The organism is Streptacidiphilus sp. MAP12-33 (assembly GCF_041261265.1).
Lineage (GTDB): Bacteria > Actinomycetota > Actinomycetes > Streptomycetales > Streptomycetaceae > Streptacidiphilus.
Map to the genome: position 1 here is coordinate 110085 of NZ_JBGCCA010000017.1, position 17148 is coordinate 127232.

The 17148-nt window shown below is 72.5% G+C and carries 13 protein-coding genes; 8 read left to right on the forward strand and 5 right to left on the reverse strand.

Annotated elements, in window-relative coordinates; genetic code table 11:
• Positions 1 to 76 precede the first annotated feature (76 nt).
• Positions 77 to 1147: an NAD(P)-dependent alcohol dehydrogenase gene (locus ABH931_RS18575; protein WP_370114601.1), complete on the reverse strand. Its 1071-nt coding sequence runs from the start codon at positions 1145 to 1147 to the stop codon at positions 77 to 79.
• Between the two features lie 85 nt (positions 1148 to 1232).
• Between ABH931_RS18575 and ABH931_RS18580 the strand changes: the two genes are divergently transcribed.
• The 3 genes from ABH931_RS18580 to ABH931_RS18590 all read left to right on the forward strand — a co-directional run bounded on the left by ABH931_RS18580 (position 1233) and on the right by ABH931_RS18590 (position 3565).
• Positions 1233 to 2036, forward strand: a complete 804-nt coding sequence (locus tag ABH931_RS18580; protein WP_370114603.1) for a helix-turn-helix domain-containing protein — start codon at positions 1233 to 1235, stop codon at positions 2034 to 2036.
• 80 nt (positions 2037 to 2116) lie between these two features.
• A complete protein-coding gene (locus tag ABH931_RS18585) occupies positions 2117 to 2527 on the forward strand; it encodes a hypothetical protein (RefSeq protein ID WP_370114605.1) in 411 nt (136 codons plus the stop codon).
• A 111-nt stretch (positions 2528 to 2638) separates the two neighbouring features.
• On the forward strand, positions 2639 to 3565 hold the full coding sequence (locus ABH931_RS18590) for an Ig-like domain-containing protein (protein WP_370114606.1): 927 nt from the start codon (positions 2639 to 2641) through the stop codon (positions 3563 to 3565).
• Positions 3566 to 3626: 61 nt separating this feature from the next.
• On the opposite strand, the gene ABH931_RS18595 is transcribed toward ABH931_RS18590, so the two are convergent.
• Positions 3627 to 4475, reverse strand: a complete 849-nt coding sequence (locus tag ABH931_RS18595) for a trans-aconitate 2-methyltransferase (RefSeq protein WP_370114607.1) — start codon at positions 4473 to 4475, stop codon at positions 3627 to 3629.
• 208 nt (positions 4476 to 4683) lie between these two features.
• On the opposite strand from ABH931_RS18595, the gene ABH931_RS18600 reads away from it, so the two are divergent.
• Together ABH931_RS18600 and ABH931_RS18605 are read left to right on the forward strand one after the other, a co-directional pair.
• Positions 4684 to 8025 carry a molybdopterin-dependent oxidoreductase gene (locus ABH931_RS18600; protein WP_370114609.1) on the forward strand — a complete coding sequence of 1114 codons (3342 nt, stop codon included), beginning with the start codon at positions 4684 to 4686 and terminating at the stop codon, positions 8023 to 8025.
• Between the two features lie 70 nt (positions 8026 to 8095).
• On the forward strand, positions 8096 to 10285 hold the full coding sequence (locus tag ABH931_RS18605) for an MMPL family transporter (RefSeq protein ID WP_370114611.1): 2190 nt from the start codon (positions 8096 to 8098) through the stop codon (positions 10283 to 10285).
• Here the strand turns inward: ABH931_RS18605 and ABH931_RS18610 are convergent.
• Positions 10270 to 10725 (reverse strand): molybdopterin-dependent oxidoreductase, encoded by a 456-nt coding sequence (locus tag ABH931_RS18610; protein ID WP_370114613.1) that lies wholly within the window; start codon positions 10723 to 10725, stop codon positions 10270 to 10272. The two genes, ABH931_RS18605 and ABH931_RS18610, sit on opposite strands and share 16 nt — an antisense overlap.
• A gap of 314 nt (positions 10726 to 11039) precedes the next feature.
• On the opposite strand from ABH931_RS18610, the gene ABH931_RS18615 reads away from it, so the two are divergent.
• Positions 11040 to 13196 carry an NEW3 domain-containing protein gene (locus tag ABH931_RS18615; protein WP_370114615.1) on the forward strand — a complete coding sequence of 719 codons (2157 nt, stop codon included), beginning with the start codon at positions 11040 to 11042 and terminating at the stop codon, positions 13194 to 13196.
• Between the two features lie 49 nt (positions 13197 to 13245).
• Here the strand turns inward: ABH931_RS18615 and ABH931_RS18620 are convergent, their stop codons facing one another.
• Entirely contained in the window at positions 13246 to 13461 is a 216-nt protein-coding gene (locus ABH931_RS18620) for a hypothetical protein (RefSeq protein WP_370114617.1), read from the reverse strand.
• Between the two features lie 188 nt (positions 13462 to 13649).
• Between ABH931_RS18620 and ABH931_RS18625 the strand changes: the two genes are divergently transcribed.
• The gene (locus ABH931_RS18625) at positions 13650 to 14150 is read left to right on the forward strand and encodes an aminoacyl-tRNA deacylase (protein WP_370114619.1); all 501 of its coding nucleotides are present in this window, start codon (positions 13650 to 13652) and stop codon (positions 14148 to 14150) included.
• Between the two features lie 121 nt (positions 14151 to 14271).
• Entirely contained in the window at positions 14272 to 15852 is a 1581-nt protein-coding gene (locus ABH931_RS18630) for a glycosyltransferase family 39 protein (RefSeq protein WP_370114621.1), read from the forward strand.
• 75 nt (positions 15853 to 15927) lie between these two features.
• Here the strand turns inward: ABH931_RS18630 and ABH931_RS18635 are convergent, their stop codons facing one another.
• A complete protein-coding gene (locus ABH931_RS18635) occupies positions 15928 to 17142 on the reverse strand; it encodes an MFS transporter (protein ID WP_370114623.1) in 1215 nt (404 codons plus the stop codon).
• Positions 17143 to 17148 lie beyond the last annotated feature (6 nt).

Sequence of the window (17148 nt, forward strand, 5' to 3'; positions counted from 1 at the left end):
TCCGGGCTGTGGCAGCAGCGTCTCGCCCGTGACGAGCGCCGGCGCGCGTGGACGGACGCGCGCCGGAGGCCGCGGCTCAGAAGGAGATGACGACCTTGCCGAACGGCGTCCCCTCGCGGACGTAGCGGTAGGCCTCCGGCGCCGCCTCGAAGGGGAACTCACGGTCGACGACCGGCCGCAGGCGGTGCGCGGACAAGGTGCGGTTCATCGCCTCGAAGTCGGTGCGGCTGCCGACCGCGATGCGGCGGATCGACACGTAGTTCCCGGCGAAGGGATCCGTCAGAGGCGTGGTGGCCGGGAAGGCACCGATCAGGGTGACGCGAGCGTTGTAGGCCGCGGCGGCGACGGACTTCGGCAGGGTCGGCGGGCCGACCGCGTCCACCACGTGCTCGACCCCGTCACCGCCGGTCAGCTCCCGCACGGCGAGGTGCCAGTCCGGGGTCTCCGTCCGGTCGACGACCTCGTCCGCGCCGAGTTCGCGCAGGCGCTTCGCCTTCTCCGGCGAGGAGGTGAGGGAGATGACGCGCGCACCGTGGGCCCGCGCGAACTGCACGGCGAACAGCGCGACCGCGCCGCTGCCGACGGTCAGCAGCGTCTCCCCCGGCCCCGGCGGGGTGGGATTGGTGACCGCCGTCCAGGCCACCAACCCGGCGCAGGTCAGCGACGCCGCCTCGGCGTCGGTCAGGTGGTCGGGGACGTGGACCACCGACACCTCCTCCAGCAGCACGTAGCGGGCCAGCCAGCCGTCGTGGTTGGCCCCGTACTGCTCGCGGACGTCGACCAGCCGCTGCGGGCCGGCGACCCACCGCTGGAAGTACGTGCCGGTCACCCGGTCGCCCACCGCGGCGCGAGTCACTCCCGGCCCCACCTCCACCACCACGCCCACGCCGTCCGAGAGGGGGACGACGCCCGGCGTCGCGGGGATCGGGTAGGTGCCGTCCATGATCATCAGGTCGCGCCGGTTGAGGGAGGCGGCCCGTACCTCGACCAGGACCTGTCCGGGTCCGGGGGTGGGTCGCGACTGCGGCACGGCGCGCAGACGGTCCGCGCCGCGGAGCGGATCGAGCCGCCAGGCGAGCGCGCTCGTGGGGCGGACCGGGGACTGGAGCGGATCCGGGCGTTCGGTGTCCGTGGGTTCGTGGCTCATGCCGACGAGTCTGGGCGGCGGGCGTCGTCCCGGCGATTCCCCGGAAGGTATCGCGGGACCGCGCCACGCCGATGAGGATGGACCCATGACGATCGTGGTGGAACCGACCGGGTTCGCGACCGAGCTACGGCGCTGGCGGACGCTGCGTCACCGCAGCCAGTTGGAGCTGGCGATCGCCGCCGACACCACCCAGCGCCACCTCAGCTTCCTCGAACAGGGCCGTTCGCGGCCCGGCCGGGCGATGGTGATCCGGCTGGCCGAGACCCTCGGCCTGACGCTGCGCGAACGTAACGCCCTGCTGCTGTCGGCGGGGTACGCGCCCGCCTTCGCGGAGTCCGGCCTGGAAGCGCCGCGACTGGAACCGGTGCGGGCGGCGCTGCGCGGCATCCTCGACGGCCATCTGCCGTATCCGGCGGCGGTCGTGACCCGGCACGGCGTGCTGGTCGACGCCAACGCGGCCTTCGCCCTGTTCACCGAGGGCTGCGCGGCGGAACTGCTGCGCCCACCGGTGAACGTCCGCCGACTCGCCCTGCACCCCGAGGGCATGGCGCGCCGCGTGCTCAACCTCCCGGAATGGGGCCGCCACGTCACCGAGGCGCTGCGCAACCGGCTCCGCGTCAGCCCCGACCCCGAACAGGCGGAGCTGCTGGCGGAGTTGGAGAGCTACCTCCCGCCCGCCGAACCCCGCCCCGACTACCTCGGCTTCGCCGTCCCGCTGCGCCTGCGCGCCGCGTCCGGCGTCGAACTGAGCCTGATCACCACGCTCACCACCTTCGCCACCGCCACCGACGTCTCCCTGGCGGAGCTCCACCTCGAAGCCTTCCTCCCCGCCGACGAGACGACCGCCGCCCACCTGCGCGAACAGGTCCGTCAGTCCGGCGGGACCTGAGGACTCCCTCCGGGAGAGCGGGGCGGTCGGGACCGGAGGCCGCCCCCTTCCCCGTGGGTGGCGCCGGTAGCGTAGGCCCCGTGGAGGACGAGCAGCGCGTACGGCCCAGGGCCGGCATGACCATCAGCGTCCGGACGCGTGAGGAGGTGGTGGTCGTCGATCCCGACCGCGTGATCGCCGCCGCCCGCGCGGCACTCGTCGAGGACGACCCCGAGATGACCGAGGAGCAGGCGGCCCGCCACGTCGTCGACGTCTACGACGCCGTCGACGCCCTGGTGGAGCACCACGGCGGCCGGCTCGCGCCGGAGACGATGTCACTCGCGCAGACCCACGGCCGACGCTCGGGCCGGGCCAATCCGGACGGACTCGATCCGGTGGGGTACATCAGGCACTACGCGGTCGACGACCCCGTGCCGCTGCGGCACCTCGCGAGCTGCTTCCGGGTCCCGGACCACGACCCGTTCGCGACGCCTCCGGACGGCGACGGCTGATCCGTACGGCACGGCCGGGGTCGCCCGGGACGGCGTGAACCACCTGCGTATTGTTACCACTCGTTTCGGACATTGATCATTCCGTCCGATGGAACGAGTGGAGAGAACAGCGTGGGGAGAACGAAACGACGCGTCGGGGTGGCACTCCTGACGGGTGCGGTGCTGACCGGGGCGGGGGTGATCGGTGGCACCGCGATGGCGGCGGGCGCGAACACGACCGCACAGGCCTCGGCGCCGGCGATGCTGCTGGACTCGATCAGTCCGGCCAACGGCGCGACCGTCGGGGTGGCCATGCCGATATCGGTGGTCTTCACCGACGCGGTGGCACCCTCGGCGCGAGCCGGGATCGAGCGGCACCTGAAGGTGACCACCTCACGGCCGGTCACCGGTGCCTGGCACTGGTTCAGCGCCAAGCGGGTCGACTGGCGACCGGTGGGGTACTGGGTGCCGGGGACCAAGGTGACCCTGGACGCGCAGCTGAAGGGCGTCGCCGACGGCCACGGCCGGCTCGGCACGCACGAGTACAAGCACGCCTTCACCATCGGCGCGGACTTCGAGGCCTTCGTCTCGGCGCCGGGCCACACCATGAAGGTCACGCGCAACGGCAAGGTGATCCGCACCATGCCGATCGACGCGGGCAGCCCCCAGTTCCCGAGCTGGGACGGCACCATGGCCGTGATCGACAAGCAGCGCGAGGTGCGGATGACCTCGTGCAGCGTGGGGATCACCTGCAACCCGAACAACCCGAACTTCTACGACATCACCCTGCCGTGGGATGTCCACCTCACGTACTCGGGAACCTACGTCCACTACTCGACGGGCGACCCGTTCCCGGGTCACAGCTACGGCTCGCACGGCTGCGTGCACCTGTCGTACGCGAACGCCGAGTGGTACTACAACCAGGTCAAGGTCGGCGACCCGCTGACCATCACCGGCTCGCCACGCGGCAAGGCCGCCGGTGACAACGGCTACGCGGACTACAACCTCTCGTGGTCCCAGTGGCTGGCCGGCAGCGCGACGGGCGCGCACACCGCCTGACCGTCGCTCGCGTCACCGAGGCCCCACCGCTCCCCGGCGGTGGGGCCTTTCGCGTGCCCGCTCACCCGCGCCGGGCCGCCCAGACGGAGCGTTCGGTGCGGACGGCGAGGTCCTCGCGGCGCAGCAGGCTGTGCGGGCTGTCGGCGTCGAGGAGGCGGTCGAGGGCGGCGAGGTCGCGGGCGGACAGGGCTCCGGTGAGGGTCGTGCGCATCCGCCGCAGACTGGTGAGCGCGTACGGGCCGACCGCGGCGGAGTCCTCGGGCGTCAGGTGCGCGGTGACGGTGCGGGTGCCCTCGACGGTGAACCCGGTCGCCGTCAGCCGCGCGCCCCAGTCGGCGCCGCGGTGCGGCAGGTGCGCGGCGTGGTCGTGGGCGCGGACGGCGTGGCAGCGGTCCTCCAGGCCGGGCGCCTCCCGCGGCGCGTCGTCGGGGAGGAAGCGGGGAAAGCCCGCGAGCTCGACGACCGCGAGCAGGCCGTCCGGCGCGAGCGCGGCGTGCACGCGGCGCAGCGTGCGGTCGGGTTCGGCGAGGTGGTGCAGGGAGGCCGAGGCCCACACGAGGTCGAGGCGGCCCACCTCCAGCCAGTCCGCGTCGAGGCCCGTGTCCAGGTCCGCCTGGACCGTGCGGACCTGCTCGGCGACGCCGCGGGCGACCGCCTTCTCCCGCAGGCGCCGCAGGTGGCCGGCGGCGGCGTCGACGGCGGTGACCTCCGCCTGCGGGAAGCGGTCCAGCAGGGCGAAGGTGCCCGCGCCCGTGCCGCAGCCCAGGTCGACCACCCGGCGGGGAGCGGTCGCGAGCGGGAGCCAGGAGACGATCGAGGCGAGGTGTCCGGCGAGGACGTCCGCGTCGAGGTCGAGGATCCGTGCCTGGTCGTGGTCGTGTTCATGGGCGTGCGGTGCGGTGTCGGTCATGGCCCCACCGTGACACGCCCATGCGCCGATGGCATGCATGCTTGCCGAAAACGCAAGGCGATCGTCGACTGCGCTGCCGCACACGCAAGCGGGCAAGCTCGCGTGTGCCCTTCGTCCTGCCGGGTCGGTGACGGAGGACGGTGCCGGGGCGCCCGGCGGGCGGGTCGAATGGAGGGTGGCGCAACGGCACCGCGAGGAGGAGGGCGTGATGACGGTCGAGGAGAAGCGCGGCTACTGCACACTGTGCAAGTCGCGGTGCGGAGCGATCTACACCGTCAAGGACGGCCGGATCACCGGCGTGCGCCCCGACCCGGACCACCCCACCGGCGCGGCGATGTGCCCCAAGGGCCGCGCCGCGGCCGAGATCGCGCACAGCAGCCGCCGGCTCACCACGCCGCTACGCCGGACCCGGCCGAAGGACGACCCCGACCCGGGGTGGGAGCCGATCAGCTGGGACCAGGCCCTGGACGAGATCGCCGCACGCCTCGCCGCGATCGCCGCCGAGGACGGGCCGGAGGCGGTCGCCTTCGCGGTGGCCACGCCCAGCGGGACGATGGTCAGCGACGCCACCGAGTGGATCGAGCGGTTCGTGCGCCGGTTCGGCAGCCCGAACACCGTCTACAGCGCCGAGATCTGCAACTGGCACAAGGACGTCGCGCACACCTTCACCTTCGGCTGCGCGCTCCCGCCCCCGGACTACGCGGGCGCCGACCTGGCACTGCTGTGGGGCTTCAACCCGGCCAAGACCTGGCTCGCCCAGTCCGCCGCCCTCAGTGCCGCGCAGGCACGCGGCACCCGGCTCGCGGTCATCGATCCGCGCCGGTCCACCAGCGCGCTGCGCGCCGACCACTGGCTGCGCGTCCGCCCCGGCACCGACGCGGCGCTGGCCCTGGGCCTGGCGCATCTGTTGATCGAGGACGGCGCCTACGACGACGCGTTCGTCCGCGCCTGGACCAACGGCCCACTGCTGGTCCGCTGCGACGACGGGCGCTTCCTGCGCGCCGACGCGCTGCGCGAGGGCGCCGAGGGCTTCGCCGTGTGGGACGAGCGCGCCGCCCGCCCGGAGGTGTACGACACCCGCACGGAGGCGACGGCCCCCGGGCGCTTCGCACTGCGCGGGGTCCGGCGGGTGCGGACGCGGGGCGGGACGACGGTGTCGTGCGTGCCGGCCTTCGAGCGGTACGCGCAGGCGTGCGCGCGCTGGCCGGTGGCGCGGGTGGCCGAGGCCACCTGGATCCCGGAGGCGGAGGTCCGCGCGCTCGCGGCGGAGCTCGGGCGCGCCCGGCGGGTGACGTACTACGGCTGGACCGGCGTCGGCCAGAGCGCCAACGCGGCCCAGACCGAGCGCGCCCTGGCCACCCTCTACGCGCTGACCGGCTCCTTCGACGCGCCCGGCGGCAACAGGCTCGCTCCGCCGCCGCCCTACCGACCGGCCACCGCGCTCTCCGACTTCGCTCCCGGGCAGCGGGCCAAGGCCCTGGGCCTGGCCCGGCATCCGCTCGGCCCGCCCGCGTCCGGGTACGTCAACGCCGGGGACCTGTGCGCGGCGATCACCGAAGACCGGCCCTACCGTGTCCGCGCGTTGGTCGGCTTCGGCTCCAACCTCGTGGTCGCCCAGCCCGACTCGGACCGGGTGGCCGCCGCGCTGCGCGCCCTCGACTTCCAGGTGCACCTGGACCTGTTCGCGAACCCCACGAGCGCGAGCGCCGACATCGTGCTGCCGGTCAACAGCGCCTACGAGCACGAGGCGTTGCGCTTCGGCTTCGAGATCGGCCACCGGGCCCAGGAGCAGGTGCAGTTGCGGCCGCGCATCGTCGAACCCCTGCCCGGCACCCGCTCGGACACCGAGGTCGTCTTCGACCTCGCCTGCCGTCTGGGCCTGGGCGCCGCGTTCTTCGACGGTGACGTCGAGGCGGCGTGGGACTGGCAGTTGGCGCCGCTCGGACTGAGCGCGGCCGAGCTGCGCAAGCGGCCGGGCGGCGTGCGGATCCCCCGCCCGGAGGGCGAACGGCGCTACGCGACCACCGCCGGGGACGGCACGGTCACCGGCTTCGCGACGCCGACGCGCCGCGTCGAGCTCTACAGCGAGCGCCTGCTGGAGCACGGCTACCCCGCCGTCCCCGAGCACCGGCCCGCGCCCGGCGCCGACGACCCGGCGTTCCCGCTCGTGCTGACCTGCGCCAAGCACGGCACCTACGTGCACAGCCAGCACCGGGGCGTCACCGGGCTGCGCCGCCGCTCCGCCGATCCGCAGCTGGACCTGCACCCGGAGACGGCCGCCGCGCGGGGCATCCGCGAGGGCGCGTGGGTCGAGCTCTCCACCCGCCTGGGCAGCATCCGGCAGCGGGCCAGGTTCGACGCCGCGCTGCACCCCGGCGTGGTCGTCGCGGAGTACGGCTGGTGGGAGGCGGCACCCGACCTCGGCCTGCCCGGCGCGGACCCGAACGGTCCCACGGGCGGCAACGTCAACCGCCTCGTCGACCACAGCGAGACCGACCCGCTCAGCGGCTCCGTGCCGCTGCGCTCGGCGACCTGCGAGGTCCGCGCGGTGCCTGGGGACAGCGCGTGGAGCGGTCTGCGTCCGTTCACGATCACCGAGCTGGGCAGGGAGGGCCGCGGCGTGCGGACGGTCCGCCTGGAGCCCGCGGACGGCGGGCCGCTGCCGGACCACCGCCCGGGCCAGCACGTGACGGTCCGCCGGAGCGCCGAGTCGGAGCCGCGGAGCTACTCCCTGACCGGAGCCGGGTACGACCCCGGCCGCACGGCCTACGAGCTGGCGGTCCGTCATCACCCGGGGGGTGCCTTCTCGTCATGGCTGCACGGCGAGGCACTTGTCGGCGACACGCTCCACCTCACCAGCCCGGCAGGCACGTTCGCCTTGCCCACCGCGCACGACCGCCCGCTCGTGCTGCTGGCCGGCGGAATCGGCGTCACGCCGTTCCTCGGCCTGCTCACCACCCTGGCCGCCCGGCCGGAGCGGGCTCCGGAGGTGGTGCTGCACTACGGCGTCGCCGACCCCGGCGACCATCCCTTCCGCGAGCGGCTGAGGGACCTCGGGCGACGGCTCCCGCAGGTGCGCGTCGTGACCAGGTACGCCGACCGCGAGGGCTTCGTCACGGCCGCGGACGTCGACCCGTCACTGATCGACCGCCGCGCCCGCTTCTACCTCTGCGGGCCGGAACCGATGCTGCGCTCCCTGACCGACGGCCTGATCGCGCGCGGTGTGCCGCGGTTCGAGATCTTCAGCGAGCGGTTCCGCCCGGCGCGCCGCCCCGTCACCCTCCCCGACGACGCCCGCTTCTCGGTCCGCTTCGCCCGCTCGGGCATCGAGCGCACCTGGACCCCGGCCGACGGCACCCTGCTGGACCTCGGCGAACGCGCGGGCGTCCCGCTGCGCAGCGGCTGCCGCGTGGGCCAGTGCGAGAGCTGCGCGTGTGCGCTGATCAAGGGCGAGGTGACCCACCTGGTGGACCCGTCGGAGGAGCTCCCGCAGGGAGAGGCGCTGACCTGCCAGTCGGTCCCGGCGAGCGACCTGGTCGTGGACGCCTGACCAGCCGCACCGCCCCTCGGATGGACCGCCCGGATCGCGGTGGGCCGCAGCCCCTCCGCAGAATGCGAGGGTGTCCACCTATCTCTTCCGGCTCGGGCGCTGGGCGTTCCGGCGGCGGCGGCTCGTGCTCGGGATCTGGCTGGCCGTCGCGGTGATCGCCGTCGTTCTGGCGACCGCCTCGGGCGGAAAGACGAACGACACGTTCACCATCCCCGGGACCGAGTCGCAGCAGACCACGGACCTGCTCAAGCGCACGCTGCCCGCGCTGGCGGGCGGTCAGACGCAGGTCGTCTACGCCGTACCGGCGGGTCAGCGCGTCGGCGATCCAGGGCCCAAGGCCGGGATCGAGGACTCGCTCGCCCGGATCAGGAAGGTGCCGCAGGTCGCGACCGTCGCGGACCCCTACACCGCGCACGGGATCTCGCCTGACGGGCAGGTGGCGCTCGTCACCGTGCAGTGGGACGCGCAGCCGCCGGACGTGAAGGACGCGTCACTGGACGCGCTGAAGGCGGCCGTCGTACCCGCGCAGCAGGCAGGCGTGCAGGTGGAGTACTCCGGCAGCGTGTTCCCCGGCTGGCGGCTGGTGCCGTCCGAACTGCCGGAGCTGATCGGGCTGGTCATCGCGTTCGTGATCCTGCTGATCACTTTCGGTGCGCTGGTGGCCGCCGGGATGCCGATCCTGACGGCGATCCTGGGCGTGGTGGTCTCGCTGATGGGCATCACGGCGCTCGCGTCGGTCATCAACATCGCGTCCGCCTCGACCACCGTCGCGATCATGCTCGGGCTCTCCTGCGGGGTGGACTACGGCCTGTTCGTCCTCTTCCGGCACCGCAACCAGGTGCTCCAAGGGATGGATCTGGACGAGTCGATCGGCCTGGCCGTCGGCACGGCGGGCGGCTCGGTGGTGTTCGCCGCGCTGACGGTGATCATCGCGCTCTGCGGCATGTCCGTGGTCGGCATCCCGTTCCTGACGGTGATGGGGCTCTCCGCGGCGGCGGCCGTGGCGATCGCCCTGCTGATCGCGCTGACGCTGCTGCCCGCGCTGCTGGGCTTCGCGGGCAAAAAGATCACCTCCTTCGTCGACACCCGGCTGCGGCCGGGGCACCACGAGCGGGTCGCCAAGACCTCCGCCGCGGAGTCCCCGAGCACGCGCGGGGCCCGCTGGGCGCGGTTCGTCGTGAGGTACCGGCCGCTGGTGGCGTTCGCGGGCATCGCGCTGCTGCTGCTCCTGGCTGTGCCCGCGCTGGACATGCAGCTCGGGCTGCCCAGCGGCGCGTCCAAGCCCACCTCCAACACCCAGCGCCGCGCCTACGACCTGATCAGCGACCACTTCGGGCCCGGCTACAACGGCCCGCTGCTGGTGGTGACCGAGCACGGCGTTCCGGCGGCCGACGCCCAGCGGCTGGCAGGGCTGCTGGCGACGCAGCAGGACGTCGCCGCGGCGTCCCCCCTTGCCTCGAACCCGCAGGTCGCGATCGTCCGGGTGGTGCCGAAGAGCGGCCCGAACGACACCGCGACGGCGGACCTCGTGCACGGGCTGCGGAACAACCGGGCCAGGATCGAGGCCGTCGTCGGCGCGCCCGTCCTGGTCGGCGGGACGACGGCGTCCAACATCGACGTCTCGCAGAAGCTGGCCGACGCGCTGCCCGTCTTCCTCGCCGTGGTGGTCGGGCTCGCGTTCATCCTGCTGACGCTGGCGTTCCGGACCATCCTGGTGCCGATCAAGTCGATCATCGGCTTCCTGCTCTCGGTCGCGGCGGCGTTCGGCGCGCAGGTGGCGATGTTCCAGTGGGGTTGGGGCCGGCACATCTTCAACATCACCCCGACCGAGACGATCAGCTTCCTGCCGCTGATCATGCTGGCCATCATCTTCGGTCTCTCCAGCGACTACGAGGTCTTCGTCGTCTCCCGGATCAAGGAGGACTTCACCGCCACCGGCGACGCGCGCGGCGCGGTGGAGCGCGGCACCTCCCGCTCGGCGCGGGTGGTGACCGCGGCGGCGCTGATCATGTTCTCGATCTTCGTGGCGTTCATGTTCACCAACGACCCGACCATCAAGGCGATCGGGTTCAGCTTCGCGGCAGGCGTGTTCCTCGACGCCTTCGTGGTGCGGCTGACCGTGGTGCCGGCCGTGATGGCGATCGTGGGCGCGAAGATCTGGTACCACCCGCGCTGGTTCGCCCGCTACGTGCCCGACCCGGACATCGAGGGCAGCCGCCTGGAGGAGCACCTCAAGGACACGGCTCAGCCCCGGTCGTAGCCGTCGACCCTGATCGAGCTGACCCGGCGGATGTAGCGGGTGCCGCAGTGGTCCTGCGGGACGACGAGCTGGGGGCCGTCCGCTCCCAGGGCGACCCCGTCGAGGGCGACGGCCAGCAGGACCGGCGCGGCCGCGAACTCGGGGTCGATCTCGGCCCAGGTGAGCACGGCGAGGTGCCCGTCGGCGCCACGCACACCGATCAGGTACCGGGCCCGCTCCTTGCGTCTGGCCGGGTCGAAGCGGGGGCGGGCGTCGGCCAGCACGTCGTGCAGCAGCGGGCCGGTGAAGGTGTGCCGGTGCGGGCCCGTCCGGCCGCAGGTGTAGAGCGCGTCGGTCGTGTGCTGCGGCCACGACCGCAGGGTGTCCGCGTCCAGCCGCAGCGGGCGCTCCAGATCACCCGTCAGTTCGACCCCGTCGCAGACCCGCGTGTCCGGACTCATCGCCGCTCCTTTCGTGGCTGTCGCCAGGAGTCGTTCCCGCGCGCCACCAGGCCGACACCCATGCGGTCGCAGGTGCCAGTCTGATTAGGCATCAGCCCACGCAGGTGCGGCTCCATATACCCCGGACGGCTCGCGGGAGCGGGACAGCGCTCCTTCCAGACTGTTCACACCTGCTGCACCTGTCGCGCAGACCTGCGTATTTGTGCGTCAGTCTTGTCATAAGTGCGCAACATCCTCTAGAACGGAGGCGGCTGAGCGATCCTCAGCCGCCCTGCCCTGAATGCCCTGACGCCGAGCATCCGTGAGGTCGAAGCGTGTCATCTCCTTTCCCCCGGCGGGTTCGTGCCGCCGTCGCCGGCGCCGCCGCACTGGCCGCCGCCAGTGCCGGACTGCTGTTCGCCCCGTCCGCCCACGCCGCCGCCGTGACGCAGTACCCGAACTTCGCACCGACGCCACCCATGGGCTGGAACGACTGGTCCTACTACCAGTGCGGGATCAACGAGCAGACCATCCTCGGCAACGCCCACGCCCTGGTCAGCTCGGGCCTGGCGAAGAAGGGCTACGACACCGTCACCATCGACGACTGCTGGATGGCCCAGCAGCGTGACGCCAACGGCGAGCTGGTCGCCAACCCGACCCTCTTCCCGCACGGGATGGCCTACGTCGGACAGCAACTGCACAAACTCGGGCTGAAGTTCGGCATCTACGAGGACGCCGGCACCAGCACCTGCGGTGGCTTCCCCGGCTCGCTCGACCACTGGCAGCAGGACGCCGACCTGTTCGCCTCCTGGGGCGTCGACTACGTCAAGCTCGACGGCTGCAACGTCCCCACCAAGCCCGGGGAGACCGACGAGCAGAGCTACCGCGACACCTACGCCGCGATGAGCGCGGCGCTGCTGAACACCCACCGCAGGATCGTCTTCTCGATCTCCGCGCCCGCCTACTTCCAGGGCGAGGCGAACTGGGACTCGGTGATCCGCTGGTCCGCGCAGTACGGCAACCTCTGGCGCGAGGGCGCGGACATCGCGCTCGGCCAGGACACCGGCGCCGACAAGTGGGCCTCGATCGACTACAACTACGGCTACAACGTGGGCCTCGCGGCGCTCCAGCGGCCCGGCCGCTGGAACGACCCCGACTTCCTGCTCGCGGGCGACTCCGGCCTCAGCCGCGACGAGATCCAGAGCCAGGTCTCGCTCTGGGCGATGATGGCGGCACCGCTGATCTCCAGCACCGACCTCACCCACCTCTCCCCCGCCGCCCTGGCCGTGCTCGGCAACCGCGACGTCATCGCCGTGGACCAGGACCGCCTCGGGGTGCAGGGCCGGATCGTCCAGCACGGCACCGGCTACGACGTGCTGAGCAAGCCGCTGGCCAACGGCGACCGGGCCGTGGCGTTGTTCAACTCCTCCGACACCGCGCAGACGATCACCACCACGGCCGCCAGGGCCGGGCTGCGCTCCGCCGCCGGATACCGGCTGGAGAACCTGGTCACCCACCAGGTCACCGCGACCACCGGGGTGATCGCCGCCGACGTGCCGCCGCACGCCACCGTGCTGGTCCGGGTCCACCCGGGCGCGGGCCGCGGCCTGGCCCCCGCCACGACCGTCAGCTGGCACGACGTCAGCACCGCCAGGCAACCTGGCCGCTACCGGATCACCCTGGCCGACCACGGCGCCGTCGCCCTGACCGACGCCAGCGTGCACGTCTCCGGCCCCGCGGGCTGGACGGTCAGCCCGTCCACGCTGCGGCTGCCGCGCGTCGCTGCGGGCGGCTCGGCGTCGGCCACCGTGACCGTGCGCGGCCCCGAGGGCGCGCCGGGCACGACGGTCACCACCCTCGACGCGACCGCGCGCTACCGGGCCGGCTCGGCCCGCACCGACTCGGTCGCCGGTGAGCGGACGATCGTCCAGGTCGTCCCCTTCCCCTCGCTGGCGGCCGCCTTCGACAACGTCGGCGCCACCTCGGAGAGCGCCACCACGGCCGGGAACTTCGACGGCGGCGGTGACAGCTACTCCACCGAGGCGCTCGCCAAGGCCGGTGTCACACCGGGCGCCACGGTCAGCGCCAACGGCCTGAGCTTCACCTGGCCCTCGGCCGCGCCCGGCACGGCGGACAACGTCTCCACCTCGGGCCAGGAGATCACCCTGACCGGAAAGGGCAGCACGCTCGGCTTTCTCGGCGCGGAGGCCGGCTTCGTCTCCGGCACGGTCACCGTCACCTACACCGACGGGACCACCAGCACCGGTCAACTCGGCTTCCCGAACTGGTGCTGCGCCCCGACCGACGCCTACGGCGCGAAGACGGCCTTCACCACGGACCACCGGAACACCCCGACCGGACCGGCCAACTTCGGCATCAGCTACGGCGTGTTCACCAACACCGTCCCGCTGACGCCGGGTAAGACCGTCCAGGCGGTCACCCTGCCGGACGCCCCCGCGATCCACGTGTTCGCGCTGACGATCCAGCCCTGAGCACGACGTCGCGTGCCGCCGCCCCGCCCGTCGGGGCGGCGGCACAGGGCTAGCCGCCGCTTGTATGGCCCCTGGCCGTCTGGCGGGCGCGGTGCAGCTCGACCGACGCGGCACTCGCCGTCTCGCGCAGCCGGTCCAGCTCCGCCCGCTCCGCCTCCGTCAACACCCCGGCGCGGCGGTACTTCTCCCGGATCTCCATGGAGTAGGCGTCGGCGGCGGCTCGCCTCGCCCTGCATCGGGCCTCGAGTTCTTCAATCTTCGACACAGGCGCGAGTCTAGGACACCCCGGCGCGCGGTTCGACACGAAATCAAAACAGCCCCAGAGGTCCGGAAAGGCCAATTTTCCTCTGCGGGAAACAAGGTTTGGGTCGTACACCTCGATCTCCCGGAATGTTCATCACCGGGAGGAATGAGCGGGGGTGCCGTGACGGGTACTCAGCTACTGTGGACCGCATGACTTCCACGTCGCCGGCGGACGCCGCCACCGGACACTCGCCCTGCGACTCGCCTGTCCAGGTCCTGGAGCGGACGGGGATCGCCTTCACGCTCCACGAGCACGTGCCCATCCGCACCCAGTCCGACATCGAGCGGGAACTCGGGCTTCCCGTCGAGCAGTTGCTCAAGACCATGGTCTTTCGCACGGAGGAGACGTTCATCCTGGCCGCCCTGCCCATGGAGCGTCGGGTGCACTACGGGCGCCTTGCGAAGGCGGCGGGGGTCCCGCGGGCATCGCTGCGCCAGGCCGAGCCGGAGGACCTGCGGGAACTGGCCATGGAGCCCGGCGGCGCCAGTCCGGTCTGCGGTCGCGCCGACGTGCTGGTGATCTTCGACTCCGCGGTCCTCGAGATGGACCGCGTCCACTGCGGCAGCGGACGCCCGGAGCAGAGCATCGAAATCGACGTCCAGGAACTGTTGCGATTCCTCGATCCGGTTCTGGCGGCAGTGACGTCCTGAACCGGACACAAGCTGATTCGCCGAGTTTTTCCTACAATTCAACATGGTCGCCCGGGCGCGCGGCGGCGGAGAAAATCCGCGTAGCCGAACCCCAACAGTGAATCAGAGAGGTGTGGCTCACGTGGCGACCACAACCAGTAAACCTTCGGCGTCCTCCCGGGACCGTTCAATTCCGGTTCCCGCGCTGTACCGATGGCCGCTGCTGACCGTCTCGGTCGTGGTGGGTGTGCTGTTGCTGTCCCTCTCGGGGCGGTACGGCTATCACGTCGACGAGCTGTACAACCGGGTGTCCGGGAACCACCTCGCGTGGGGGTACGTCGACCAGCCCCCGCTGGTCGCACTCATCGCCAGAGGGGAGACCCTCCTCTTCGGCGACAACCTGACCGGGCTGCGGGTGGTGCCGGCCCTGCTGGCCTGCCTCGACGTGTGGGTGTCGGGCCTGATCGCACGTGAGCTCGGCGGCGGGCGCGGCGCCCAGGTCTTCGCCGCCGTCTCCACGGCCGGGTCGGTGGTCACGCTCAACGCCGGGCACATGCTGACAACCAACGGCCCCGACCTGCTCAGCTGGGTGACGTTGGGCTGGCTGTTCATCCGCCTGCTGCGGACCGGGGACAGCCGGCTGTGGCCGGCCATCGGTGCTGTCGCCGGTGTCGGCGTGCTCGCCAAGAACCTGATCGTGCTGCTCATCCTCTCGCTGCTGGTGGGCCTCCTGGTGCTCGGGCCACGGACGGTCCTGCGCGGTCGCCACCTCGCGGCGGGAACAGCGATCGCCGCGGCGATCTCGGCGCCGATGGTGGCGTGGCAGATCGCGCACGGCTGGCCCGCGGTCAAGATGAGCGCGGCGTTGACGATCGCCCTGGGCGCGGACTCCCGCGTCGCCTTCGTCCCGTTCCAGATCCTGATGATCGGTCTGTTCCTCAGTCCGGTATGGATCTCCGGGCTGGTGGCCCTCTTCCGCCGCCCGGCGTGGCGGGCCTACCGGTCCGTCGCCCTCGGCTACCTGTTCATGTCGGTGCTGCTCGTCGTCATCGGCGGGGACCCCGAGTACACGGCCGGCCTGCAGGTGGTGCTGCTGGCGGCGGGCTCCGTGGTGGCGGTGGGGTGGGCGAGGACCGCCCTGCGCCGTTCGGTGGCCTGCGGCGCGCTGGTGCTCAACGTGCTGCTGTCGGCCGTGATGATGCTGCCGGTGCTGCCGGCGGCGTGGTACGGGTCGAACCCGGTCCTGAAAGAGCTCGGGGTCTCCCAGCTCGACCAGTCGGGGTGGCCCCAGCTGGCGCGGGAGGTCGCCGGCGTCGACCGGTCGCTGTCCCCGCAGGACCGGGCGCACGCCGTCATCTACGCCAACCACTACGGTCTCGCGGGCGCACTGGACAGGTACGGGCCGCAGTACGGTCTCCCCCACGCCTACAGCGCGCACAACTCCTACGCCGACTACGGCAGGCCCGCCGACGGCACGAACGTCGTCATCGCGGTCGGCGTGGACCGTGCGTCCTTCTCCGCCCTGTTCCAGAGCTGCACGCTCGCCGGCACCTTCCGGATCAGCCTGCCGGTCGCCGACAGGGGCGCCGACTTCCTGGTCTGCCGCAACCCCCGGGAATCGTGGGCCCGGCTGTGGAAGCAGCTGACCTGGATCGGTGTCGCCTGCCCCTACACGTCAGCGGTCGTCACCGACAAGAGCACGTCGGGCTGCTCGATGACCTGAGGCGCTCGAGAAAGGGCCGCGTCCCCTCACTCGCCGTAAGGCTGAGGGGACGCGGCCCTTTCGGGTCGTCCGCTGTCACCTCAGTGTGGGAAACCGGCGCAGGGCGGGGCTGAGGGTGCTGCCCAACGCGACGGCGGCCAGGGCGGCGCAGAGGACCAGCAGACTGCCGTGGCTGCCCCGGTTCGCCGTCAGCAGCCCTCCCAGCAGCGGGCCCACGGCACCGGCGCCGCCCGCGAAGAGCCCGATGACGCCGCTCAGACGGCCGCGCAGCTTCTCGGGCGCGACCGTGAGCTGGTAGGTCATGACCGTGGTGAACGCGGTGGGGATCATGCACGCGATCCCGCCGAGCACCACCGCGGTGGGCACACCGGCCGGCACCAGAGCCAGCACCAGCACCAGGGCCGCCGTGGTCCAGGGGAACCCGAGGATGACCGCCGCCGCCGGCAGGGCCGCGTGCAGCCGGCTCGCGAACGCGGCCCCCAGCAGGCCGCCGAGGCCGAATCCGGTCATCACCAGACCCAACGCGCCCGGGGCCAGGCCGTTCTCCCCGGACAGCGCCAGCACCACGACGAGCAACGCGGAGACGCACAGCTCAACGCCCGTCAGCCAGGCCAGCGTCGGCCGGATCACGGGGTGTCCCAGCGCCCAGCGGAACCCGCTGCCGACCGACCCCGCCTGCTCGGGTGGGCCCGCCGACGCCCTGCCGGGCTCGGCCGCCCGTGGAAGGTCGAGGAAGCACAGCACGACGCAAGATGTCGCCAGCAGCCCGACAGCGACCGTGAACGGGGCCGCCCGCTGGACCGCGAACAGGAATCCCGCGCCCGCCGGGCCCAGCAGCGTGGCGACGTACTGGCGCGTCGTGTTGCGCGCCACCGCCTGCGACAGCTGGGACTCGGCCACGACCCGCGGCAGCGCGGCGTGTTCGGCCGGATCGAAGGCCGCCCCGAGCAGCCCCTCGGCCGCCGCGGCCACGAGCACACAGGGCAGCGAGAAGTGATGCCAGAGCAGCACCGCCACCAGGCCCGCCATGGCCACCGTGCGGACGCCCTGGCACACCAGCATCACCCGCCTGTGGTCGAAGCGGTCCACCAGCGCGCCCGCCGGAACGCCTCCCGCCATCCGCGCCGCCGCGACGACCGCGGCGACGCCACCCATCCGGGCCGCGGAGCCGGTCGCCGCCAGCACCATCAGCGGGAACGCGATCAGGCAGAGCTGGCTGACCAGTTCGGACACCAGCTGACTGCCCCACAGCACGTGGTAGTTCCGGTTGCGTGACAGCGGCGGCGCCACGCGAGC